Below are 25,354 nucleotides of genomic sequence, written 5' to 3' on the forward strand. Positions count from 1 at the left end.
ACGCTCCTCTTGTCATCCCACAGTATCTGGGCACTGGGATGACAATCGAATTACTTATTCTCTTCTTTATTATCTATGTCTTGATAATCAGAATCTACTACTTTTTCTTCCTTATCATTTGGATTTCCTTCTGATGAAAAGCCATTTTCAGCACTGTTTTGCTGAGATGCTTGATACATAGCTTCTCCAAGCTTCATAGAAAGTTGAGAAAGATTAGTAACCTTCTGTTGTATTGAATCAGCATCATCAATATTATCAGACTTACTAACTTCCTTTAATTCATTAACTGCATTCTCAATAGCAGATTTATCTTCTGGAGAAATTTTATCACCATATTCTGTCAAAGATTTTTCTATAGAATGAACTAAACTATCCGCTTGATTCTTCACTTCAATAAATTTCTTACGCTTTTCATCTTCTTGTGCTTTTTCCTCAGCTTCTCTCACCATCCGATTTATTTCATCCTCCGATAAACCACCTGAAGACTGAATACGTATTTTTTGCTCTTTTCCAGTAGCTTTATCCTTTGCAGAAACATGCGCTATTCCATTTGCATCTATATCAAATGTCACCTCAATTTGAGGAACCCCGCGAGGAGCAGGTGGTATTCCTTCTAAACTAAACTGACCAAGCAGTTTATTATCAACCGCCAATTTTCTTTCACCTTGATGTACCTTAATTGTAACGGCTGTTTGGTTATCTTCTGCAGTTGAAAACACCTGAGATTTTTTTGTGGGAATAGTAGTATTACGTTCAATAAGTGGAGTGAACACTCCCCCTAGAGTTTCAATACCAAGAGAAAGTGGAGTTACGTCAAGTAGTAACACATCTCTTACATCACCTTGAATAATTCCTGCTTGTATTGCAGCCCCAATTGCTACAACTTCATCAGGGTTAACTCCTCTATGTGGATCTTTGCCAAAGAATTCTTTAACTTTCTCTATGACTTTTGGCATACGAGTCATGCCACCAACAAGAACTACTTCACCAATTTGACTAGCAGACAAACCAGCATCTTCAAGAGCTTTTTTGCAAGGAATTATAGTCCTTTCAATTAAATCATTCACTAAACTTTCAAGCTTTGCTCTTGTTAGCTTCATATTTAAGTGTTTTGGGCCACTTGCATCAGCTGTAACAAACGGTAGATTTATTTCTGTTTCCATTGCACTTGACAATTCTACCTTTGCTTTTTCTGCAGCTTCTTTGATTCTTTGCATAGCCATTGGATCGTTTTTCAAATCAATGCCATTACTTTTCTTGAATTCACCCAGTAAATAATTTACTACTGCATTATCGAAGTCTTCCCCTCCAAGGTGAGTATCACCATTTGTAGCCTTTACTTCAAAAACTCCGTCACCTATTTCAAGAACTGAAACATCAAATGTACCACCACCAAGATCATACACTACTATTGTGTGTCCGTGCTTTTTATCAAGACCATAAGCAAGTGCTGCAGCAGTTGGTTCGTTAATTATTCTGAGGACATTTAATCCAGCAATTTTTCCTGCATCTTTTGTTGCTTGACGTTGAGAATCATTGAAGTACGCCGGCACTGTTATCACAGCATCCTTTACTTCTTCCCCAAGATAAGCCTCAGCTGCTTCTTTCAGGTTTTGTAGTATAAATGCACCAATTTGACTAGGAGAGTATTCTTTACTATCAGTTGTTTTAACCCATGCATCACCATTTTTTGCTGCAAATACCTTATACGGTACACCTAGATTCTTCATTTCAGGATCGCTATATTGGCGACCTATCAATCTCTTAGTTGCAAAAAAAGTATTACTTGCATTGGTAGTTGCTTGCCTTTTTGCTGGAGCACCAATCAACCTTTCTCCAGATGAAGTAAATGCAACTATAGATGGAGTAGTTCTTGCTCCTTCTTTATTCTCAATTACTTTTGTATCCTTGCCTTGCATTATTGCAACACAAGAATTTGTTGTTCCAAGATCTATACCTATCGCTCTTCCCATAATGAATACTCCCTTTTAAATATTATCTGATGTAAAATATATAAGTATAAAACTCGTTAATTACAAGTCCCGTTTAGTTGTTAGAGCCCAAAAGGCGCGAAAGCCATTTAGTTAACCAAAAGTTGCCCGGTAGTTTATCTGAACTACCAGCCTCTTTATCCCTGCTATTCACAATTTGACATCCAGAATTCTGCAATGGCTTATAATCATTAAAATTAATATGGTCTCCTTGCTTTAAAATAAATGTATCTGCATCTAAACTATTATCAATACTAACATTTAATGTAATATTGAACTCTTTTTCGATTGTAGAAACCATATCACGCTTATTATTAAAAATGTGCGCTATAACTGCACTGCGTGCTATTAAATCAAAGGACTTATTTTGATTTTTATTAGCAATATGTTGCAAATCCCTTAGTATCGATGCAACAACCACTTCGTTTGATTTCACTCTTCCAATACCTTTACAGCGTAAGCACTCTGTAGTATTAATTTCCTGTATATTTGGTTTAATTCTTTGTCTTGAAAAGACCATTAAACCAAAGTCATTGATAAAGCTAAATTGAACTTTAGCTCTATCATCTTTAAACGCCTGCTTGATAGCAAATTCAACATTTTTGCAATACTCAAGTTTCAACATGTCAATAAAATCAACAACTATTAACCCTGATAAGCCCCTGAGATTCGCTTGCCTTGATATTTCAGATAATGCCTCCATATTAGTTCTATAAGCTGTTTCTTCTATGTTATCTTCTCCTGTCATTTTCCCTGAATTTACGTCTATTGAAACAAATGCCTCAGTTAAGGTTATCACCAAAGACCCACCAGATGGTAATTCTACTCTATTGCTATATAATTCAGAAATTTGATCTTCGACTCGATAGTAAGTAAAGATTGGAACAGAACCTTTATATAATCTAGGACGTAATTTTCCTTGTAACACATTTTTAGTGTATTTTCTTACCGCTTCACAAACTTCTCTATCAGATACTATAATTTCTGTATCATTACTACAAAAGTCACGTACAGATCTCATAACTACATCTGCTTCGTTGTAAATTAATGATGGAACATTTAAAGAAGAGAAGTTTTGCTGGATATTTTGCCATAATAAGGTCAAATTATCGTAATCTTGCTCAATTTCTTTCTTACTTTTTCCTGCACCAACAGTTCTTACTATTAAACCTGAGCCTTTTGGTAAATTTATTGAATTTAATATATCCTTTAACTGTTTTCTAACGTTGGTATCTTCAATTCTGCGAGATACTCCACCCCTACTTATTGAATTGGGCATGAAAACACAGTATCTACCGACCAAAGTTACGTATGTTGTAAATGAAGCTCCTTTATTTCCTCGTTCTTCTTTAGTTAATTGAACCAATAACTTTTGATTTACTGAAATCACATCTTGTAACTTATATTTTCTATGTAAAGGTACCTCCCTCACAAAACCACTGCTGGATTCATTACTAGCTGTAGAATCCAGGCCTTCTTCTGTGCAATTATCATTTGAACAGTCCACACCGCTCGAATAGCCTTCGTCAGGGAAAATTTCCTTCTCTTTTTCTGGAATATTAAAGTAATTTAGAGATATCTCAGAAAAAGACAAAAAACCTTGCTTATTTTTTCCATACTCAATGAACACGGCCTGCAAAGCAGGCTCTATACGCTTTACATAAGCAACGTATATATTACCTCTTAATTGTCTTTTTTCCTTGAATTCTTGTTCAAACTCTACAACCCTACCATTAACTAGTAGGGCAACCCTTACCTCGTTAGAACAGGTAGTACTTTCTATCAATAATAACCTTTTGCCATCACTCGCCACTTATTTACCGTCTGCTTTTCATTCTGAAATCTTTTTATACTACTTAATATATTATTGATTGTCAAGAATTTTGCGACCTGCATTATTGGGTTGACTTTCAGTGTTTTGCGTTCTAAACTTGCATAGAGTTTATTATATCACTAACAATTATGGCGAAAAAAAATGCTTCTTTGCTTGTCAAGCTAGTTAGCACTGCAACTAAAATAACAAAAACTGGAGAAGAGAAACTAACAGGCTATTTTTGTGTAAAAAAACGTAATCCTAAGAACCTTCCCAAAAAGCTCGAGTTTAGGAAGTATGACCCAGTGGTCAGAAGACACGTATTATTTAAAGAAGAAAAATTAAAGTAAGTTTATTGTTATATATAGTTTATAATCAAGTTATACTCTAATAATAGAGCTAAGAGATATAATGGAAGGGAAGGTGAAACTCATAGTGTTGATCATTACACAATTAATAAACATAAAGTATAAAACACAGAAAACGCTCTAAAACCTAAAGTGTCACACGTTAGTAGGTCAAAAATCTAAGGGTTTTCCTTAGAGGGTTTATTGGACTAGATCGGATCAATATATAAACGTAAAAATAACCTGAGCTTGCCTAATATAAAAAGGTTCATGTAATTTGAATACAGAGTAAGCAGTAAAATGACAAAATAAAATAGATAAAAAAATAGAAGTAAATGCAGACACTGATTTTTCATAAATCAAAAGGTGTGCTAAGAATTCCAGCATCACGTGTATAGCCGTGCGGACATTGTGGTAATTTGCGTAGTAGAAGGTGTCATCCCAGTACTTGATACTGGGATGATATACTTCTGGTAGATAATGTCGGTATAGTTGTGATTGGAATAGAAAGCACTAAGTTTGCAATGCTATCTGAATAGATAAAAGAACTCATTACTCAGTGAAACAAGACTTGAAATTTTGTGCAATGCTGCTGATTATATCTAGATATGCATCCTTTCCAGGCTCTACATCTGATCCAATAGGATCAAGAATCACCATTTTTACGTCACTAGAAAAGACATTAGGCTTTATGCTATCCTCTCGTGAATGAGAAACAATACATTTAACGTTTTCCTCTTTCATTACCTTTTTTAATTTCATTAAACTCTTCATACCTATGTAAGAATCCTCTTCTATAGAAAGAATGGCGCTTGGGTAACTTAAATCAAAATATTTTTCGAAATATTGATAAGCATCGTGAGTAACTATGTATTTTTGATTTTTTAACTCATCCAATTCTTTCGTAATTTTTTCTACTTCTTGGTCTATCTTTCTTATAGCCTCCTCTGCGTTAGTATTGTATCGATAGGTATTTTCTTTATCTATATTAGATAATGTTGCACTGATAGAAAGTATCATACTTTTTGCATTTTTAGGACTCAGCCAAATATGCAAATCTTTTTCATCTTGAATGTGACTAGAAAATGAATGTGGTCGAGCAGGAAGTAGATCGATTGCACTTGATAGCGGTATTAACTTCTTATTTTCTTTAGCGAAAGTTTTAACAAATGTTTCCAAAGAATCATCGATATAAAATATAATATTACTAGATTCTAATTTACTTGCATCTGAAGGCCTGAGCATGTAGTTATGTTCAGACACTATTTCGTACATTAGTAACTCTGGCTTTGAAATTCCATCTGTAACAGAAGCTACAAGTGAGTGTATAGGTTTGATTGTAGCTACAATTTTTAAATTGGATGAAAAGGCACTATTGTAGTATAGTGTAAGTGAAAGTAATAGAAAAAAAATCAGTAAATGTCTCATATAAATATTGAGAAGAAGTCAATTTTTGACAAAAAATTAAGTAATGTCAATAACTGCATTCTAAAAATAGAAAACCTTACTCTTGCACATGGTAGTAAAAAAGTTCTTGATAATATCAATATATCAGTAGAAAGAGGAGATATAGTTACAATACTTGGTCCAAATGGCGGAGGTAAAACCTCTTTAGTGAAAGCAGTTGCTGGTATAAATAAAGGCTATATTGGCAGTATTTTATTTGCCGATAATGTAAAAATTAGCTATATGCCACAAAATTTTAGTATTGGTAATTTGATGCCAATAACAGTTGAGTCTTTCCTTTTCAATAGCTCCTCGAAGAGATTCAAAAAAAATCAATCTATCGTTACAGAAGCGATAGAATTGGTTGGCATCGGTAACATTTTAAAGAATCAAGTATTAGAAATTTCTGCAGGACAAACACAACTACTGCTACTTGCACGTTGTTTAATTTCAGAATCTGATTTGATCATTTTAGATGAACCAGTCAGTGCAATGGATATTAACGCACGAGCTAAATTTTATGATATTATAAATAAAATCGCAAAAGAACGATCAGTGTCGATTCTCATGACTTCTCATGACCTTAACTCTGCTCTACCATCCTCAGATTACATAATTTGCATAAATAATACTATCTATTATCAAGGTAAACCTGATGAAATTATGGAGATAAATGAAATATTTGGCAGTTACGCAGCGAAATGATTCAAAATATTCTACGTCTTCTGCAAATAACTACAGTGCTAACACGCTACAATGTGTTACCTTATTTACTTCCACCATCAAAAAAATCAATAAATAAAATACAAGGTCATAAACTAAAGCGTGCTCTTGAAAAATTAGGTCCGGTGTTCATTAAATTTGGGCAATCCATTTCATCACGCACTGATATTTTAAATGAGGACATAACAAATAACTTGCTATTGATATGTGATAGATTGCCATCATTTTCGTATAAAATCGCAGTTAAAACTATAGAAAGTGAGTTTAATTGTAAATTAAGCGACATTTTTTCAAGTTTTTCTGAAAAGCCAATTGCAGCAGCATCAATTTCTCAGGTGCATAGAGCAGTTACAATTGAGGGTAAGGAAGTTGCTGTAAAGGTTTTGAGGCCAAATATTGAGAAAACATTCTCAAGGGATATAAAAATGCTTTCTTGGCTTGCAGAAATTGCAGAAAAATTTAGTGAACAATCAAAAAGGCTGAAGCCAGTTGAATTAGTCAAAACTTTTGCTGAAATTTGCCGATTAGAGTTAGATCTACGCTTTGAGGCTGCCCACTCTTCGGAACTGAAGGAAAATACTAAACATGACAGAGGTTTCTACGTACCTGAAATAGATTGGAGTAGAACTTCAAAAAAGGTTTTAACATTAGAATGGATGGAAGCTATACCAATATACGAAGTTGAAAAGCTGAATAACCGCAAGCAAATAGCTATCAATCTTATAGAATCATTTTGTAATCAAGTGTATAGGGATTGTTTTTTTCATGCTGATATGCATCCAGGAAATCTAATGATCGATAGTAATAACAATATTATTGCCCTGGATTGTGGAATCATGGGTAGAATAGATCGTGAGACATGCTATTATGTTATAGAGATACTCAAAGGCTTTTTAAATAGGGATTATGATCACGTTGCAAAAATGCACTTTAGAGCCGGTTATGTTCCATCACAGCATAGAAATTTTGTTACAGCTTGCAGAGCAATAGGTGAGCCCATTGTTGGACAGCCTATACAGAAGATTTCATTTGCTCGATTACTTACTCAGCTACTAAAAATAACTGGTGATTTTGATATGAAAGTTCAAACACAATTGTTATTGCTGCAGAAAACTATGATTTTATTAGAAGGAACATGTAGGAAAGTCTATCCAGAAATCAATATGTGGAAAGTAGTTGAAACATGGATAAACAGTCAACATGAAAGTAAAATAGGGTATAGGGAAAAAATTAAAAGCTCTTATCCCATCAAAACAATTCAAGGAATATTTAGCCTTATAGAAAAATTAAACCTAATAGCTGACAAAAAATTACAAGTGAAAAATAGATCAAATGGAAAAGCCTACTTTTTACTTTGGTCTGTAATTATAATTCTCATCGTTAAATTTTTAATTTCTTGAACTAAAAGATAATAAAAGCAAGTTTACAACAACTATTTAAGTCTTGAAACCACTCAGGTTCACATTCACTCGAATTATCAAGGTATTTTCAGGATGTATAAAACTTTCAGTAGAGTTTAGAGAAGAAGTAAAAACCTTAACTTCATCCTAAACTGATAACATTACCAAGCTCAGTGCTTGTCACATCACTCAGTACTGTACTTGCTTTATATGAACAGTAGCACCCAATTGCAATGAAAACAAGTGCAGCTACAGCAAGTGAAATACATATTTCTAAATTCGATATTGTTAAACATGCACCAACAGCAAACGCTCCAGATAACATAAAAGAAGCATAGGCATAGTTACTTTGCCTTCTATTATAAATGTTTGCTTCTGAAAGTTTTCTGTTTTTGTTCTTTAAGTCTTGATTTTGAGCTTGAAGTTCTGATCTCTCTTGCCTAAAATTCCTTTCTAACTGTGAAATTTTGTTAGTGTCTCTTTCACTTACAACCCTATTCAGCTCTTTCTCTTTTTCTGTAAGTCGAATTTTTGTTCTTTCAAGCTCATTTCTAAGGTTTTCGAGCTGCTGCAATTCTTGAGCAATCAAATCGTCGTTTATTTCCGGGGCAACATTATGTACATTTGCTGAAGACTGTTCCACAGTTGCAGGGAATTTTCCATTTAGATATTCTCTGATAGGATTAAAACTTTTAAGCAACTCAATAACAATTTGATCATTCATAAAGCAATTATCTTCTACTAATTTTTTTATATCATCCAAATCTTTTCTATTAATAGCATTAGTTAATCGCTCTTTCATAACTTGCTCAATTATTTGCTTCACCCATAGATTTTGCTCTATAGCTGATATTGGCTTTATTTGACTAAAATCTAGCTCCTTATGTTTTAAAAGTTTTCTCAATACTTCTTCGTTACTTTCTGTTATTCCTTGTAAACATGATTTGATAATCAGGCTAAGTGGTGTTTCTATTTCTCCATTTGAATTTCTTTTCCAACAATTAGGGTTGAGTTCTTGATTTAATAGTTCTTTTGCTCGGTCAATATTTCTGTTAGAAAGAGCATTCAATAATTGTTTTCCTGTTTCTGCTTTTTGTATTTCTATGATCAAATGCTCAGCACGATCTTTTTTAGCACATTCCTCAGGATCTTGAAGTCTTTTATTTAGTAGATACATCATTATTCTCGGATGACTTAGTAAGAGTTGTAACACTTTCCTTTGTTGAAAGGACATTGCTAGATGCAAAGCTGTATTGCCATCACCTTTTTTTTGAATATTAACATCTATGCTTCGGTGAAGTAGAAGTAACCTAATCATACTCTGATATTCTTTTTCTTCTTCTGTTTCAGAGCCTGCAGATAAATCATAAATTATAGATATCAAAGGTGTCATGCCTTCTTCATTAAACGCATTAACATCCGCACCTTCTTGCAATGCTTGTTGAAAATGATTCAAAGCTTCTTCAGGTGTTACTCTTTCATCATCAGTGCCTTGAAATTGAATAGCTTTAAATAATTTTTTTGTTGATTGTCCTGAAGTTGTTTGATTTTGAGCTCGTAATCCTGTATCATTAACAACACTTCTTCTAAAACCTACATTACTTCTCGAAAGCATACTAAATTCTCCTCAATCTATAATTTATTAACATAATTATAAAAAAAACAAAGAAAATTGCAAGTAATTTAGTTAAAAATTTTAGAACTAATTATGATTCCAAAAATTTTTCTGCATCAAGTGCAGCCATGCACCCTGTACCTGCTGCAACTACTGCCTGGCGATATACCTTATCTTGAACATCACCAGCAGCAAACACCCCTGCCCTACTGGTTAGAGTTGTTCCAGGTTTCGTAATTATATAACCTTGCTGATCCATTTCAACAAAGCCCTTAAAAATACCTGTATTTGGTGCATGCCCAATTGCAATGAACACTCCATCTACTTTCAATTCCTGGGTTTTATTGATGTCTGTCGATTTAATTGTAATGCCAGTAACTTTTTTAGGATTTTCTTCTCCAAGAATCTGCTCTACGGTATGATTCCATATTACCTTTATCTTATCATTTTTAAAGAGCCTGTCTTGCATTACTTTCTCTGCTCTTAACTTATCACGCCTGTGTATCAGTATAACTTCCTTAGCAAATCGAGTTAAAAATATTGCTTCTTCAACAGCAGTATTTCCACCACCAACCACAGCTACAACTTTATTTCTAAAAAATGCACCATCACAAGTTGCGCATGCCGAAACTCCGTAACCTTGAAATTTCTTTTCACTCTCCAGGCCAAGCCACTTCGCTTGCGCACCAGCTGCGATTATAATTGCATTCGAATAGTAGTCACTAGCATTACCACAAGATCTAAATCCATATTCACCAGAACCTTCAAGTTGTTCTACACTTTTTATCTCATCGTCTATTATTCTTGCTCCCGCCTTCTCTGCATGCAACCTCTTTTGTTCCATGAGTTCTGGACCTTGTATAGAAATAAAACCTGGATAGTTTTCAACATCCGTAGTAATTGTAAGCTGACCACCAGGTTGCATTCCTGTTACTACAATTGGCTCTAAATTTGCACGTGCTGCATATATAGCAGCAGCATAACCCGCTGCTCCAGATCCAATAATAAGAACTTTTGTACTCAATTTATAATTCTGCACTGTGTGAGTTTAGATAATCAGCCACTCCTTCATCGCTTGCCTGCATTGCTGGCTTACCTTTTTTCCACCCTGCTGGACATACTTCACCATGCTCTTCATTATGTTTTATTGCATCAATAATTCTAATAAACTCATCGATATTACGCCCTAAAGGAAAATCATTTATCGATTGATGACGTACAACAAACTTATCATCAATAACAAAAGTTGCTCTTAGTGCAATTGAGTCATCATATAAGACCCCATAGTCTCTTGATATAGACTTTTTGATATCAGACACTAAATTGTAGCTAACCTCTCCAATACCACCATCATTAACTGGAGTGTTTCGCCATTTATAGTGTGAAAATTTTGAATCTATACTTATTCCTATCACTTCAACATTACGTTTTGAAAAATCTTCTATTTTGCTGCTAAATGATATCAACTCAGTTGGACAGACAAAAGTAAAATCAAGTGGATAGAAAAAAAGGACAGCATACTTATCCTTTATATGTTTACTTAAACAAAAATCATCAACTATTTTTCCACTAGCAAGAACAGCCGAAGCAGTAAAATCGATAGCGGATTTTGTTACAAGATTCATAACTAACCTATTCATTCTTAATATTTATAATTTTATACCTTGATACATTTACATGCAAGTTTTCTTTAGCCCCAATCCTATAAAAACGGTTCTGTCGAATCTATAAACCATAGGAAAGAAGATCATTAAAGGTGGGATTATAGGAGTTATGAAGCCATTAACATAGCAAAATTCTCAAAAGTAGAAACATTATTTTAATAATTTGTCTTTTTTGAATCATACGAATATTTTCTATGCCTGTGATGGTAATCTTGGCGGAATGGAAGCTTTTAAACCCAAGCATTGGCTTTATTAGTTTTTTGATAAATCTATCAACAATATTATTTAGATATTTTATTTGAAGAACTGTAATCTTCAGAAATTTCTGCATTCAAATCATCAAGAGCAGCAGTATTACTGCCGCTTTTATCAATTACAATTTTCTCAGGAAGATAGTTACTCCTGAAGGCTTTACGAAAGAATGCAAGTGCTGCAGACTTGTCTCTACTAACACACAAGAGGAAGTCTACAGTATATAAATAAACCCATTTACCGTTTAATTTAATGTAAGTCTCTCCAACTACTACCAACCTGCTTCTTTCTTTTCCTTACTGCCTCATCTATCAGTGGTGATAACCCACCTTTGTAACGTAGCATTTTGCTCCCCTTATACTCATCATTTCTTCCAAATCTCAATAGCTCAAAGAGAATCGACATTTCATGTATACAGATAACATCCGCTGAAAAGCTAAATCCTTTGAAATATGGCAACAATTTTTGATTGATACGAAACATCTTTGCTTTTTTTTTAGACAATTATATCATTCTTCTTTCTACTTCCCTACAAATGCGACAGAACCTTTTCATGATACTGTTTATAATCCTCAAGACTCTTTGATATTTTGCCTTTTAACTCTTCTTGCGAATCTTTGCTTTTTAACGTTTCTTGCAAATTTTTGTCTTTTAACAACTCGTTAGCTTTAGATTTTTCAATTTTTTGCTTCCATTCATCATACGTATATTCTTGTCGACTACCATATTTTGTATCTTGACACTCACTTCCTATGTTAAACAACTCTTTGTTACAGATTTTATCACCCTGATAAAAGTAATCGCTTATATTAATTTTATCGCTAGTTAAAGTTTGTCTAATTGCTGCTTTATTTTCTGCAAGTTCTTCTCTGTACTTGCTAATGCAATTTAGTAATTCTTTTTTGCAATCTGTAGTCATAAGCTGTTTCCTTTAATAAAATAAAACCTATTTTAGCATGAAATAATTAATACTTTATTACTAATCTGAGGTATACTAAGGTAGTGATAAGAAGTCCAGCATCTACAAAGTTTGTTTAAACTATTTTCAAAACGAATAAAATGTAATTTTAGGTAAATAAAATGAATTACGATGTAATCATTTCAGGTGGTGGGCTAATTGGTCTTATTACTGCTATTGGCCTGAGTAATGACTCTGTATCTGTAGCCGTAATTGAGAAAAATAGTTTACCACGTGCAGTTGATGATAATCGAGCATTTGCTATTTCTCAAGGGTCAAAAAAAATACTAGAAAAATTAGGAATTTGGCAGTTCTTAGAAGATGAAGCTGAACCAATACTTGATATATGCATATTAGATGGAGATAGCCCATTTACTGTTCATTATGACCATAAAATGGTTGGTGAAGAGCCAATGGGTTATGTAATCAAGAGCGCTATTATATGGAATGCAATTAATAATAATTTTTTGCATAAACTCAATATATATTCTCCACGTTTCTATAAAACAATCGCTTGTGACGAAGGATACGTGGAAGTTACTCTTGATAATGATCAAAAATTGATATCATCGCTATTTATCTGCGCTGAAGGTAAAAACTCTAAGCTGCCAGAGTTGTTTTCTATAACAATAATAAAATTTGATTATAAACAAAATAGCATGGTATTTAATGTAAAACATGAACTACATCACCAAAACTTAGCTGTAGAGAGGTTTTTTCCTGGTGGTCCATTTGCAATTTTGCCAATGAAAGGTGGCTATACTTCTTCAATAGTTTGGACAGAAAAATGCGAAATTTCAAAAATGCTGATGAGCTTATCTGAAGAGGAGTTTATCATAGAACTCAAAAAAAGATTTGGTTCTTATTTGGGAGAAATTGAATTAGAGGGTGAAAGAAAATCTTACCCTTTGAGTTTTACTTTTGCGAGAAAGCTTCATAAAAGCAGAATTTTGCTTATTGGCGATGCAGCACATTCAATCCATCCAGTTGCAGGTCAAGGACTTAACCTTGGAATGAGAGATGTAGAGAGTGTTATTAGACAAATAACTGCTGCAAAATCCTCTGGCATTGATGTTGGCAGTAATTATCTATTGAAGAAAATTTCACGTGATAGATACTTTGATAATTTTACTATGGCACTTGCAACTGATGGACTAAATAGAATATTTTCCAACAGAATACTTTGCGTTAAAGTTCTGAGCAATCTTGGTTTAATGGTAGTTGAAAATTCAGATTTTCTTAAAAAACGCTTCATTCGTCACGCTATGGGGTTTATATAAATCATTAGATTTCTTTCATCATAATCAGGTGTCATTAGAGTAGTTGACACTGGAGCCCAAATTCCATAATGTCATGCCAGTGCCCAGACACTGGCATCCAGAAAAATTTATAAGCAAACTTGAGCTTATGCTAAATTTGATGAAATGAAAAACTGAATTCCAGCGTCACGCACTGGAATGACAAGAAAAAGGGTACTGGCATGACATTAAATGATTTTCCTTATTTTAGCATTAAACGCGGTGAAGAAAATCATTTATAATCGCTATAGCAACTAGTGTTGAAACCTGACGTACCTTTTGGCTTGACAAACGAGAGTTTTTATCTGATTTGACAACAAGGGCTTCTAGATGACTTTGAAAGTAAATATTACCATGCTTATCTTCGATAGCTTCTATTACCCCGTCATTTGCAAATGCTGCAATTTTATATCCAAGTAGCTCTAGCCTTCTTCTATTCTCTGTAGTATTACTTACTGTACCTGAATGAGCATTCGGAAAATAAGTTGAAAACCAGCCATTTTGATTAGGTAGTAAAAATCTAGCTACCACTTTTTCCAAACGACTACCTGGAACAATTTTTATCTGCTGAAGAGGTATATTCTCTTTTTGTGCTGATTTTAAATGATTCTTCTCATCATTAACAACATTTGTTACTTCAATTTCTTTTGCATACATAATGTCTTGTAAACCACCGCATATGGCAAGCAAATGAATTGTAGGATTGTCATCTACTATTTTTACAATTGCTTCATTCACAAGCTGGCGGTAAGGGTTAAGAGCTGAATGAAAGTTATCTGAAATAAATATTCTGTTTATCTTTTGCTTTTTGATAAATTTTGCAACTTCAACTTTTATTCGATCTAGTATCAGCTTTTTTGCCAATATTTCATCTTGTTTTGCAAACTCTTCTTGGATTTCTTTTAGATTAATTATTTTGTCGTAGTCAATGAATATAGTTTTAACCCCAAAATTATTGAATATCTCATAGATATTTTGAGATTCATCTGTTTTCAATAAACCAACAATTATATTATAATTTACTGCATTCTCTGCTGTCAAAGCAGATGGTTCTTTGTTTGCTTTTTCACTATAAGCGATATTACTTAATAGTAGAAATGTAATTAATAGTATATTAAATATTCTATTGTAACATTTATACATTATTTCCTAAATAATTATATTAATACTATAATATACTATAGAACATTAAGAAAAAGAATGTGGCCTGAGCAGGAATCGAACCAGCGACACAAGGATTTTCAGTCCTTTGCTCTACCAACTGAGCTATCAGGCCAACTACGTACTTTCATTTTTAGACAAAAAACGTTATCATGTCCATCAAAAGTTTTTGAAGTATAGAAACAAAGAATGAACATTAATAACAAAATAGGAATTTATCCTGGTACATTTGATCCTATAACTTTGGGGCACCTTGACATAATAAAAAGAGCATGTAAGCTAGTCGATAAGTTAGTAATTGGTGTTGCAGAAAATGTTAACAAACATACTAGTTTCAACATAAATCTACGCACAAGCATGGCTGAAAATGAAGTGAAAGGACTAGGAATTGACGCAGATGTCATATCTTTCAATGGATTATTAATGAATTTTGCCAAAGAGCAAAATGCTTCTGTTATTATCAGGGGGCTCAGAGCAGTATCAGATTTTGATTATGAATTTCAAATGAGCTGGGTAAACTATAAACTCCTTCCTGAAATCGAAACTATATTTCTTCCTGCATCTGAAGATACTCAATTTATCTCATCAGTTTTTGTGAAAGAAATAGCGAGATTAGGAGGAGATGTTAGCAATTTTGTATCAAAAAGTGTCCAAAGCGAATTGATTAATCTAAATAGGGTAAAAAATGGAGAATAAATATTTGTTGTTTTCTCCACTTCAAAGCGGTTATGCTCGATGTACAAAATACTATAAAATAAAGGAGCAGTATGTCAGAAGTGAGGGATAATAATCTAATAGTTTGCTGCCGTGGTGATGAGAATGATGATGGTTCTGGTCATCCAGTAGTATATTTACATAAAGAAGGAGAAATGTATTGTCCTTATTGCAGTAAGCCCATGAGTGAAATAGTAAACTCCGAAGAATTTCAATTTGTTGAGGTGAAAGCAGTGAATAAAAAGGAAAGGACCAAAGGTTAATAGCACTTCATTCTTTAGCTTATGTAAATAGCAATAAAGGGGGCAGTAAAGATGAAACTGTCCATACGGTCAAGTACTCCTCCATGGCCTGGTATAATACCTCCACTATCTTTAACATTGTAAACTCTTTTGATGAGTGACTCAGTGAAATCTCCAAGTTGGGCTAGAATAGCAACTATCAAACCAATTATTGGAGAATAAAAAATTGGAAATAAACTCAAAAATATTGAGCCAAAAATTGCACACACTATTCCAGCTAAGACTGCACCAAAAAGTCCTAACCAAGTTTTCCCAGGGCTAATGATTGGACAAATTCTAGTTTTACCAAAATTTTTGCCGAAAAAATAGGCAGCAATATCGATGCTCCAAATAGTTAAGATAAGCCATACTAATGCATATTTTCCCTGTGGTAGATTATATAGGCATATTAGCGAGGCATTTGGTAGTGCGATTAATAGTAATGCGAAAATGTATAAGATTCTATTGCCCTGAGTTAGATTATACCATTCAAAAGAAGATAAAACTGCAATTGAAAAAATTAGTAGATAAAATGATAAATCACTGAAATATGTAGCAAAAGAAAATATGAGTAATATTACTATTGAGGACAATATTCTAACCATAAAGTTATTATCTACCATATTTTTTTTCTCTTTTTGTATAATCTTCTAGTGCTTTGGTCAAATCTTGACAAGAAAAATCGGGCCACAAAGTATCACAAAAATACAATTCAGCATAAGCTGCTTGCCATAATAAAAAATTGCTTAACCTTTTTTCGCCACCAGTGCGAATTAATAAATCCAATTTTGGCAAATCTTTAGTATACAGAAATTTTTCAAATTCCTCTTCCAATACGCAATCAATATTTCCTTTTATGACGTTGTTGATAGCATGTATAATTTCCTGCTTTGCTCCATAACTAACTGCAACAGTGAGTAATAGACCATCGTTCTTATGTGTCACTTCTTCTGCTTTTTTGATTTGATCGAATATTTTACTGGGCAATAGACTTAAATTGCCAATAAAATTTAACTTAATGTTACAATTGTAAATGAATTTCATTTTATCTTCATTAGTTAAAGTGGAGTAAAATAAATTAAATAGGTAGTCTGTTTCGTTTTCAGATCTGAGCCAATTTTCCATGGAAAATGCATACAAAGTTAAGTAAGGTATGGCCAGGACTGTGCAATGCTTAGCAATATCAAATGCAACCTCACTGCCTTTTCTATAGCCATCAATTTTTACCCTTCCTTGATTGTTTGCCCACCTACCATTACCATCCATAATAATTGCTAGATGTTTTGGCAGAGATTCTAGATTCAACATTTGAATTCAACCTGTTCTAATTAGCTTAATGTCTATATCTCTGTATGAAACGTTCACTATATCCACCTAAAACTATATTATTACTGAAAAATCATTGATAGTCTATATTACAAAAATTTTCTCAACCTCGGTGTCAGCTGCCAGTGATTTTACCAAGAAAATATAGTAAAAATAGTCTGATATAGATGGTTTTACGATATAGTGAAATTATTATAAACAAATGAATTTAGTGGTGTTAGGAATACCTGGCTCTTTTATTTGGATTTATATTCTCAATAACCTGCTCTAAAGATAAATTATATAATTTTGACACAGGTTCTTCGCATTCAGTATATCTTTTAAATGTAGGGAGTGGTATAAGTGACTCTATATTTATGTCCAGCTCTTGGGGAACATATTTAATTATATCTTCGTAAATACGTTCCTTGTTGTTCAAGTAATCGATATTAATATCTGTAATTTTACCAGCTTTACGCAGGAGTATAGCAAGCCTCAAAGTCGACTTTACGCTAGGTTTAAAATTTTTAAATATATTGACAAATACCTTACCAGTAACATTATCTGTTATTGCTTTTAGCTCTTTAGTGGTAACAGAATTGATGCCCTTAACAACATCTTGATCTTCTAGTACTTTTATAATATCTTGAGAACTAAACTTATTAAATATGAGTTCTAATTTCTCAGGAGCAATTGAATTGATGCAATCAACAATTTTTTGATCTTTTAGTGTTTTTATAATATTTTCAAAACTAAAATTCCCATTATTAAATATGAGTTCTAATTTCTTAAGAGCAATCGAATCGATGCAATCAACAATTTTCTGATTTTCTAGTAATTCTATTGTATCTACACAGTTAAGCTTATCACTATAAAATATGAGTCGAAATTTTTCAATGTTAAAAGAAATGATATTCTCAACAACCTCCTGATTTTTTAGTAGTATTATAATATCGCTAAGAAGAAACTTATCATTACAAAGTATGAATTGAAGTTTTTCATAATCAATAAAATTGATGTGCTTAACAAGCTCTTGATTTTCTAGCAACCTTATAACCTTGTGACTGCTACTAGCATACTTGCTACTATTAAACTTATCACTATTATGAATGAGTTCAAATTTTTCATAATCAATAAAATAGAGGTATTCAACAACTCTTTGATTTCCTAATAACTCTATAATATTTTCACCACTAAACTTATCACTCTTGAGTATAAGTTGAAGCTTTTTATCATCAAGAGAGTTAATTCGATCAATAGAACTCGAATCTTTTAGTAATTCTGTAACATTTTGCTCACTAAGCTTACCATCACTCTCAACTATCATCCATTGAATAAAACGGATATTCCTAATAGCATTTTGATTTTCTAGTGGTATTCCCACATCTGCATCGTTGCAAAACTGAACATCATCAACATGTTTTTCATTAATTCCTTTATTTCCTAGTGCTTCTTTAGCGAAGCTATTCGGATCATTTTTTTCATCTTCCTCGTAATCATAATATCCATAATCTTCTTCATTCTCCTCACTATCACTACTTTCGAATTCATTGTTGATATTGCAAACCTTCCCACCTTTTAGTATTTCTAGAATATTGTGCTCCGCAGGTGCATCATTTAGCATGGACCTAAACATTTCATCATCGTAATCGTTGATGTGATTAACAATGCTCTCATCTGATAGTAATTCTTCAATACCTTTGTAACTAAACTTATTATTATACTTGCATAAGATTTTAAGTTTACTGTAATTCATTGAATTGATGCCATCAACAACTCTTTGATTTGATAGTAATTCTCTGTTATAAGTCTTACATATCAGTTGAAGTTTTTCGTTATATAAGTCTTCTGCATTGCCTGCCTTATCAAAATCCATAATCTTATTTCAATTTACTTAGTATTTTAATTTTGCATGTATTAGGAGGAAATAATCAAGCATTATGATAAAAGGCCTAATGAATTTATTAGTTTATTTATGTTTCTTTTCATGTATAAATTTATAGAAAGTTTTATGTAGAAGTTATTTTATGAGCAAAATTATAGAAATCAGAACGCCAAAAACTCTTGGTGGTGAATCAGTTACGGAAGGTATAGTAAAAATAAAGAAAAATATCGGCGAAGCAGTAAAAGTAGATGACTTGATCTTTGAAATTGAAACTGATAAAACGGCGCTAGAACTAACTGCAGAAGCTTCAGGACAAATAACTGAATTTTTTGTGAAAGAAGATGATGTAATTAGCCCTGATCAATTACTGGCAAAACTTGCTGTAGGAGAAGTAAAAGAAGAAGTGAAAAAAGAAGATAAAGGCGAAAGCGCTGATAAAAAAGATGCCCCTTCAGCTCGTAAAATTATGGAAGAAAATGCAATTAGTGCAGAAAATGTAAAAGGAACTGGCATGGGAGGCAGAATAACTAAAGCGGATGTGATAGACCATATGAGTAAAGCTGAACAACCTCCGGTAAAACAATATGAATCGCCAAAAAGTGTAGTAAGTGGAGAGAGAAGAGAAGAGCGAGTGAAAATGAGCAAAATAAGGCAAGTAATAGCTGCTCGTTTGAAAGCATCGCAAAATACTGCTGCAATACTGACCACGTTCAATGAAATTGACATGAAAAACGTCATGGATCTGAGGGCAAAGTATAAAGAAACTTTTGAAAAGAAATATGGAATAAAACTGGGTTTCATGTCGTTTTTTATAAAGGCAGCAGTGCAAGCACTAAAAGAAATTCGTGAGATTAACGCTGAGATTTCAGGTGATGAAATTGTATATAAAAATTACTATGACATAGGTGTTGCTGTTAGCACTTACAAAGGTCTTGTTGTACCAGTTATTCGTGATGCTGATCAAATGTCATTTGCTGAAATTGAACTAACTTTAGTTGCTCTTGGCAAAAAAGCACGAGAAGGTAAGCTGCAAGTATCGGAAATGGAAGGTGCAACATTTACTATCTCAAACGGTGGTGTGTATGGTTCACTTCTTTCTACTCCGATAATAAACCCTCCGCAATCTGGAATACTTGGCATGCACTCAATACAAAATAGACCAGTTGCTGTGAGTAACTCAATTGAAATCAGACCTATGATGTACATTGCCCTCTCTTACGATCACAGAATAGTTGATGGCAAAGGAGCAGTTACTTTCCTTGTGAAAATCAAAAATTACATAGAAGATCCAAATAGATTGGTTTTGGAAATTTAAGCAGGTTAAAAGCGACAAGTAAGTTTTTCTGAAGTTTTCAAGATGGGTGGCTTTGTTGAATGGCAAGGAATGAGGAGGAGTAATGAAAGGAATTTACGAGGCAAATTTGAAAATAGGCATACCTATATCAGTAAAGTTATTAATCAAATAGGGGAATGTTCAAAAAAGTGTGTCAAACCGAGAAATAAAAATAAAATAGAAACAAAAAATAGAGGTTTGATATATGAGTTACAAAATAGAAAATGGAACGACTGGCCTGGTAGATTACAAAGAGCTGGAAGCAAATATACTGTCATCAATAAGGGAAGGTAAACCATTGATGGGGAGAGATGGAGCATTAACACCATTTGTAAAAAGGCTGCTGGAAGCAAGTCTAGAAGGTGAAATAGAGCATCATTTATCCAATGAAAGAGAAGAAAAGAATCGAAGAAACGGAAAGAATGGCAAAACTTTGAAGACGAGTGCAGGTTCATTTGAACTATTGACACCAAGAGATAGAGAGGGAAGTTTCGAACCACAGATAGTGAAAAAAAGGCAAACAAGCTTACATCCAGAACTTGAAACAAAGGTCTTGAACATGTTTGCAAGCGGTGTGGGATACAGGGATATAGCATCCTATGTGGAAGAAATCTATGACCATAAAATATCTGCAGCAGAGATATCTGGAATTACAGATAAATTACTGCCTATAATCAATGAATGGAGGAGTCGTCCCCTACAATCAGTATACCCGATAGTATTTATGGATGGGATGTTTTTTAAGGTCAAAGAGAATGGACATTGCATAAGTAAATGCATGTACAATATATTAGGAATAGACCAAAATGGCAGAAAAGAAGTACTGGGTTTTTACTTAGCAGAAAGTGAGGGAGCTAACTTCTGGCTAGGCGTATTAAATGACTTAAAAGAGAGAGGAGTAGAAGACATTTTGATAGCTTGTGTTGACGGTCTGAAAAGCTTCCCTACAGATATAAATAGCGTATTTCCCAATGCTGAGGTACAGTTATGCATTGTGCACCAAATAAGAAATTCACTAAAATACGTATCCAGCAAAGATATAAAAGTTTTTATGAATGATTTGAAAAAAATATACCGTGCTACAAGTAGAGAAATCGCCGAAAATTATTTACTTGAACTGGAGGAAAAATGGGGTGAAAAATATCCTTTAGTCATAAAATCGTGGCAAAACAATTGGGAAAATTTGTCTAGTTATTTTAAGTATTCTGGCCCTGTTAGAAGGCTAATTTATACCACCAATCCAATTGAGGGGTTGCACAGACAAATCAGAAAATTTACTAAAACCAAAGGTTCATTTACCAGTACAAATGCCTTGTACAAATTGGTATATTGTGCTATAAAAAAGATAGAGCAAAAATGGGCTATGGCTTTGCCTAATTGGGCTCTAACTATATCTCAACTTGATATCTTTTTTCCTGATAGGTTAAAAATTGAGTTGAACTAAAAATTCGCTTTGACACACTTTTTTGAACATTCCCCCTTCTCTTGTCATCCCAGTACCTGCTCAAGTAACTGACACTGGTTCCCTTTATGATGGTGTTATCCGAGTAGCTCATCCAGCTTTTTATCAGGAACGTTGATTACTCTTTATTCTTCGCCCTTCCTGCACGTTTACGTTCATTTGGATCGAGGAACTTCTTACGCAAACGTATAGATTTTGGAGTTACTTCTACCAATTCATCATCGTCTATATATGCTATCATATCCTCCAGTGTCATTATTTTTGGTGGAGTAAGCTTTATAGCTTCATCGCTACCTGAAGCTCTTACGTTTGTTAATTGCTTACCTTTAAGTACATTTATTTCTAAATCATTGTCACGACTATGCTGACCGACAATCATACCACAATATACCTTATCTTGTGGCTTAACAAACATAATTCCCCTATCTTGCAGATTGAAAATTGCATACGCTACTGCTTCGCCTTTGTCTGTTGAAATTAAAACCCCATTACGCCTTCCGGAAATTGAACCTTTATGTGGAGCATAACTGTGAAATAAACGGTTGATTATACCAGTGCCGCGAGAATCAGTTAAAAATTCTCCTTGATAGCCAATTAATCCCCTTGATGGCACTAAAAATGTCAACCTAGTTCTGCCACTACCAGAAGGTCTCATATCAGTTACTTCACCTTTTCGAAAGCTAAGTTTTTCCATGATGATTCCACTATACTCATCATCTACATCAATTACTACTTCCTCTATAGGTTCAAGTTTTTTGCCATCTTCTTCTTTAAACAGTACTCGAGGCCGTGAAACTGAAAGTTCAAAACCTTCCCTTCTCATATTTTCAATCAGTACCCCAAGCTGCAACTCACCACGTCCACCTACTTCAAATGCTTCACCACTTGGAGCCAAAGTTACAGTAATTGCAACGTTTGTTTCTGCTTCTGCATATAAACGATCTTTTATAACAGTTGAGGTAAGTTTTGTTCCCTCTTGCCCAGCAAAAGGTGAGTCATTAACGCTTATAGTAATCGCCATTGTTGGCGGGTCAACTGGAGTTGAGCTGATCGCAGTTGTAACTTCTGGTGCTGCTATAGTGTCTGAAACTGAAGCTTTCTCAAGTCCTGCAATGGCAATGATATCACCAGCTACAGCTTGCTCTACTGGAACGCGTTTTAAGCCAGAAAATGAGAGTAACTTAGTTAATCTCCCTCGCTCAACCACTTGACCATCAAGATCAATTACCTTAAGATCTGAGTTAACTTGCGCGATTCCTTGGTAAATCTTTCCTGTCAATATTCTGCCAAGAAATTTATCAGATTCAAGTAAAGTAACTAGCATAGCAAAAGGTGCATTTTGATCATAAACGGAAGGTTTTATGTAATCTATCACCGTTGAAAATAATGGGCTTAAATCTTTTCTCTCATCAGATAGCTCCTTAGCACACCAACCATTTCTACCTGAAGCATAGAGTACTGGAAAATCTAGTTGCTCGTTGGTTGCATCAAGGTTAAAAAATAACTCATATATTTCATTTAGTACTTCATCAATTCTGCTGTCTGGTCGATCAACCTTATTGATTATCACAATCGGTTTTAAATTTGCCTTTAGTGCTTTTGACAACACAAACTTAGTCTGTGGCATTGGACCTTCTGCAGCATCAACCAGTAGTAATACACCATCTGCCATGCAGAGCACCCTTTCCACTTCTCCACCAAAATCCGCATGTCCTGGTGTATCAATGATATTGATTTTCTCATCACCCCACATTATTGACGTACATTTTGCAAGTATTGTAATCCCACGTTCACGTTCTTGATCACCACTATCCATCACTCGTTCTTGAACTTCTTGATTCTCACGAAACGTGCCACTTTGTTTTAACATGTTATCAAGTAAAGTAGTTTTTCCGTGGTCAACGTGTGCAATTATTGCAATATTGCGGATTGATTTAAATTCACTCATTTCTTATCATTTCAAATTTAATTTAATAACAAGTATACGTATAATATATTTAGAGTAAATAACTAAAGCCGTGCTTTCAGAGTATTTTAGGCAGATCATGGAACTCTAACAAAAAGGTTTCATGTTCGCTGTACTTTGTAGCAACTAACACCAAGACAAAGAAGAATCTTGCTTTAGCAGTACATTTATATAAAATTAAAATAAACTAAAGTAATCATTTAAATGCTAACAAGATTCGCTCCAAGCCCAACTGGCTACCTACATGTAGGAAACATACGCACTGCACTCATTTGTTGGATGTACACACGTAATCAAAATGGAAAATTTTTACTACGTTTTGATGATACTGATCTTGAGCGTTCAGATATCAAATATGTAGATAATATCATAGAAGACCTAAAATGGATTGGCATAAATTGGAATTCAAGTTTTAAGCAATCAGAGCGTTTTGAGAGCTATAACGAGGTGTTCTTACAGTTAATGAAAGAAGGTCATATTTATGCATGTTATGAAACAAGAGAAGAATTAGACACTAAACGAAAATTGCAATTAAAACAAGGTCTTCCCCCTGTTTACGATAGAGGTGCGTTGCTTCTAACTGAGCAAGAGAAAATTCGTTATGAGCAAGAAGGACGAAAACCACATTTCAGATTTAAATTGAATAGAAACGAAATTGTAAAATGGAATGATGAAGTTAAAGGTGAAATAAATATTGCAACAATTCACATTAGCGATCCTGTGGTAAAAAGAGAAGATGGAATTTATACATACATGTTACCTTCTGTTGTTGATGATGTTGACTTTAATGTAACCCATGTTGTACGCGGGGAAGATCATGTAACTAATACCGCAGTTCAGATCCAAATTATTAAAGCATTAAAAGCGAAAATTCCTATATTTGCTCACCTTCCCCTACTACATTTTGATGATAGCAAGATATCGAAACGGAAAGGTGGGTTGGATATTAAGTCCATAAGAGAAGATGAGATTGAGCCAATGGCGCTAACTAGCTATTTAGCAAAACTTGGCACATCTGATCCGATAGAAGCTCATGTTGATATGCAGTCTTTAATTAACTCATTTGATATTAAAAAATTTAGCTCAGCATCTGCACAATTCAGCTTGAGTGAAATGTATAAGCTAAATAGCAAAGTGCTGCAACAAATGCCATTTGAAATGGTGCAAGATCGTTTAAGTCAAATTGGCTCAGAGTTTTGGTATTTTATAAGGAGTAATATAGAAAAGTTTTCTGAGGTGGCCAAATGGTGGAAAACATGCAAATTTGGTATAGAGCCTGTGGTTCTTAATAAAGAGTTTATAAAAATAGCGCTAAGTTCATTGCCTAAAGGTGATTGTAATGAAAACACATTATCAGAGTGGGTTAAAAATATTCGACAGACAGTTGATATAAAGGCAAAAGATCTATTTATGCAGTTGCGCCTCGCTTTAACAGGAACAGAAACAGGTCCAGAACTCGCTAAATTATTAATTTTTATCGGTAGAGAGAGCATTGTTGCAAGGTTAGAAGAAAATCATACAAAAGGTTTAAATGCACCGAATGTATTTGAATGACACCAATAAGCATTGTTCAGGAAATGTGAAAATATTAGATTTCTTGTCATTCCAGTTTCTGCTCCTGTCATTCCAGTGCTTGACACTGGAATCCATAATCTTGCCAAAACGTTGTATTTTAAAATAACTTCTACACATATCCCATATTTCTGGATCCCAGTGTCAGCTACTTTCATGACAACATTT

General features: G+C 33.8%; 21 protein-coding genes, 1 tRNA gene and 1 pseudogene. 9 read left to right on the plus strand and 14 right to left on the minus strand.

Annotated features, from left to right (window positions below; genetic code table 11):
- Window positions 1-50: 50 nt before the first annotated feature.
- Together dnaK and OOL01_RS04710 are read right to left on the minus strand one after the other, a co-directional pair.
- Window positions 51-1,973: a molecular chaperone DnaK gene (gene dnaK, locus OOL01_RS04705; RefSeq protein WP_264686432.1), complete on the minus strand. Its 1,923-nt coding sequence runs from the start codon at window positions 1,971-1,973 to the stop codon at window positions 51-53.
- A gap of 73 nt (window positions 1,974-2,046) precedes the next feature.
- A complete protein-coding gene (locus OOL01_RS04710) occupies window positions 2,047-3,804 on the minus strand; it encodes an Rne/Rng family ribonuclease (RefSeq protein WP_264686433.1) in 1,758 nt (585 codons plus the stop codon).
- Between the two features lie 149 nt (window positions 3,805-3,953).
- Here OOL01_RS04710 and rpmG point away from each other — a divergent pair, with 149 nt between their 5' ends.
- Window positions 3,954-4,154, plus strand: coding sequence for a 50S ribosomal protein L33 (rpmG, locus tag OOL01_RS04715; protein ID WP_264686434.1), 201 nt, complete (start codon window positions 3,954-3,956; stop codon window positions 4,152-4,154).
- Between the two features lie 549 nt (window positions 4,155-4,703).
- Here rpmG and OOL01_RS04720 read toward each other — a convergent pair.
- Entirely contained in the window at window positions 4,704-5,579 is an 876-nt protein-coding gene (locus OOL01_RS04720; RefSeq protein ID WP_264686435.1) for a zinc ABC transporter substrate-binding protein, read from the minus strand.
- Here OOL01_RS04720 and OOL01_RS04725 point away from each other — a divergent pair.
- Both OOL01_RS04725 and ubiB read left to right on the plus strand, forming a co-directional pair.
- Window positions 5,571-6,302 (plus strand): metal ABC transporter ATP-binding protein, encoded by a 732-nt coding sequence (locus OOL01_RS04725; protein WP_264686436.1) that lies wholly within the window; start codon window positions 5,571-5,573, stop codon window positions 6,300-6,302. The genes OOL01_RS04720 and OOL01_RS04725 overlap by 9 nt on opposite strands.
- Window positions 6,299-7,720, plus strand: a complete 1,422-nt coding sequence (gene ubiB / locus OOL01_RS04730) for a 2-polyprenylphenol 6-hydroxylase (protein ID WP_264686437.1) — start codon at window positions 6,299-6,301, stop codon at window positions 7,718-7,720. The genes OOL01_RS04725 and ubiB overlap by 4 nt, the downstream gene beginning before the upstream one ends.
- A 142-nt stretch (window positions 7,721-7,862) precedes the next feature.
- Here ubiB and OOL01_RS04735 read toward each other — a convergent pair whose 3' ends face one another.
- The 5 genes and pseudogenes from OOL01_RS04735 to OOL01_RS04755 all read right to left on the minus strand — a co-directional run bounded on the left by OOL01_RS04735 (window position 7,863) and on the right by OOL01_RS04755 (window position 12,170).
- A complete protein-coding gene (locus OOL01_RS04735; RefSeq protein ID WP_264686438.1) occupies window positions 7,863-9,335 on the minus strand; it encodes a TomO hydrophobic C-terminal domain-containing protein in 1,473 nt (490 codons plus the stop codon).
- Window positions 9,336-9,426: 91 nt separating this feature from the next.
- Window positions 9,427-10,374, minus strand: a complete 948-nt coding sequence (gene trxB / locus OOL01_RS04740) for a thioredoxin-disulfide reductase (RefSeq protein WP_264686439.1) — start codon at window positions 10,372-10,374, stop codon at window positions 9,427-9,429.
- Entirely contained in the window at window positions 10,361-10,960 is a 600-nt protein-coding gene (locus OOL01_RS04745) for a peroxiredoxin (protein WP_264686440.1), read from the minus strand. Before OOL01_RS04745 ends, trxB begins: the two co-directional genes overlap by 14 nt.
- 146 nt (window positions 10,961-11,106) lie before the next feature.
- Window positions 11,107-11,734 (minus strand): annotated as a pseudogene (locus tag OOL01_RS04750) (IS6 family transposase).
- 46 nt (window positions 11,735-11,780) lie between these two features.
- Window positions 11,781-12,170, minus strand: coding sequence for a hypothetical protein (locus OOL01_RS04755; RefSeq protein ID WP_264686441.1), 390 nt, complete (start codon window positions 12,168-12,170; stop codon window positions 11,781-11,783).
- 161 nt (window positions 12,171-12,331) lie between these two features.
- On the opposite strand from OOL01_RS04755, the gene ubiH reads away from it, so the two are divergent.
- Window positions 12,332-13,489 (plus strand): 2-octaprenyl-6-methoxyphenyl hydroxylase, encoded by a 1,158-nt coding sequence (gene ubiH, locus OOL01_RS04760; RefSeq protein ID WP_264686442.1) that lies wholly within the window; start codon window positions 12,332-12,334, stop codon window positions 13,487-13,489.
- Window positions 13,490-13,720: 231 nt separating this feature from the next.
- Here the strand turns inward: ubiH and OOL01_RS04765 are convergent, their stop codons facing one another.
- Both OOL01_RS04765 and OOL01_RS04770 read right to left on the minus strand, forming a co-directional pair.
- Window positions 13,721-14,650 (minus strand): gamma-glutamyl-gamma-aminobutyrate hydrolase family protein, encoded by a 930-nt coding sequence (locus OOL01_RS04765; protein WP_264686443.1) that lies wholly within the window; start codon window positions 14,648-14,650, stop codon window positions 13,721-13,723.
- A gap of 60 nt (window positions 14,651-14,710) precedes the next feature.
- A tRNA-Phe gene (locus OOL01_RS04770) sits at window positions 14,711-14,783 on the minus strand.
- Window positions 14,784-14,857: 74 nt separating this feature from the next.
- On the opposite strand from OOL01_RS04770, the gene coaD reads away from it, so the two are divergent.
- The gene (coaD, locus tag OOL01_RS04775; RefSeq protein ID WP_063630499.1) at window positions 14,858-15,364 is read left to right on the plus strand and encodes a pantetheine-phosphate adenylyltransferase; all 507 of its coding nucleotides are present in this window, start codon (window positions 14,858-14,860) and stop codon (window positions 15,362-15,364) included.
- Between the two features lie 71 nt (window positions 15,365-15,435).
- Entirely contained in the window at window positions 15,436-15,645 is a 210-nt protein-coding gene (locus OOL01_RS04780; protein ID WP_006013766.1) for a zinc-finger domain-containing protein, read from the plus strand.
- Between the two features lie 14 nt (window positions 15,646-15,659).
- Here OOL01_RS04780 and OOL01_RS04785 read toward each other — a convergent pair whose 3' ends face one another.
- From OOL01_RS04785 to OOL01_RS04795, 3 genes are all read right to left on the minus strand, one after another.
- Window positions 15,660-16,286 (minus strand): phosphatidate cytidylyltransferase, encoded by a 627-nt coding sequence (locus OOL01_RS04785; protein ID WP_063630497.1) that lies wholly within the window; start codon window positions 16,284-16,286, stop codon window positions 15,660-15,662.
- Window positions 16,276-16,971 (minus strand): polyprenyl diphosphate synthase, encoded by a 696-nt coding sequence (uppS, locus tag OOL01_RS04790; RefSeq protein WP_063630495.1) that lies wholly within the window; start codon window positions 16,969-16,971, stop codon window positions 16,276-16,278. The genes OOL01_RS04785 and uppS overlap by 11 nt, the downstream gene beginning before the upstream one ends.
- 235 nt (window positions 16,972-17,206) lie before the next feature.
- Entirely contained in the window at window positions 17,207-18,844 is a 1,638-nt protein-coding gene (locus OOL01_RS04795; RefSeq protein WP_264686444.1) for a hypothetical protein, read from the minus strand.
- A gap of 151 nt (window positions 18,845-18,995) precedes the next feature.
- Here OOL01_RS04795 and odhB point away from each other — a divergent pair, with 151 nt between their 5' ends.
- Both odhB and OOL01_RS04805 read left to right on the plus strand, forming a co-directional pair.
- Window positions 18,996-20,168, plus strand: a complete 1,173-nt coding sequence (odhB, locus tag OOL01_RS04800; RefSeq protein WP_264686445.1) for a 2-oxoglutarate dehydrogenase complex dihydrolipoyllysine-residue succinyltransferase — start codon at window positions 18,996-18,998, stop codon at window positions 20,166-20,168.
- 223 nt (window positions 20,169-20,391) lie between these two features.
- Window positions 20,392-21,630: an IS256 family transposase gene (locus OOL01_RS04805; protein WP_264686429.1), complete on the plus strand. Its 1,239-nt coding sequence runs from the start codon at window positions 20,392-20,394 to the stop codon at window positions 21,628-21,630.
- Window positions 21,631-21,766: 136 nt separating this feature from the next.
- Here OOL01_RS04805 and typA read toward each other — a convergent pair whose 3' ends face one another.
- Entirely contained in the window at window positions 21,767-23,596 is a 1,830-nt protein-coding gene (gene typA, locus OOL01_RS04810; protein ID WP_007302691.1) for a translational GTPase TypA, read from the minus strand.
- A 222-nt stretch (window positions 23,597-23,818) separates the two neighbouring features.
- On the opposite strand from typA, the gene gltX reads away from it, so the two are divergent.
- Entirely contained in the window at window positions 23,819-25,168 is a 1,350-nt protein-coding gene (gene gltX, locus OOL01_RS04815) for a glutamate--tRNA ligase (RefSeq protein WP_064085301.1), read from the plus strand.
- Window positions 25,169-25,354: the final 186 nt, after the last annotated feature.

Origin of the sequence: Wolbachia endosymbiont (group B) of Rhopobota naevana, assembly GCF_947250615.1 — a bacterium.
GTDB lineage: Bacteria > Pseudomonadota > Alphaproteobacteria > Rickettsiales > Anaplasmataceae > Wolbachia.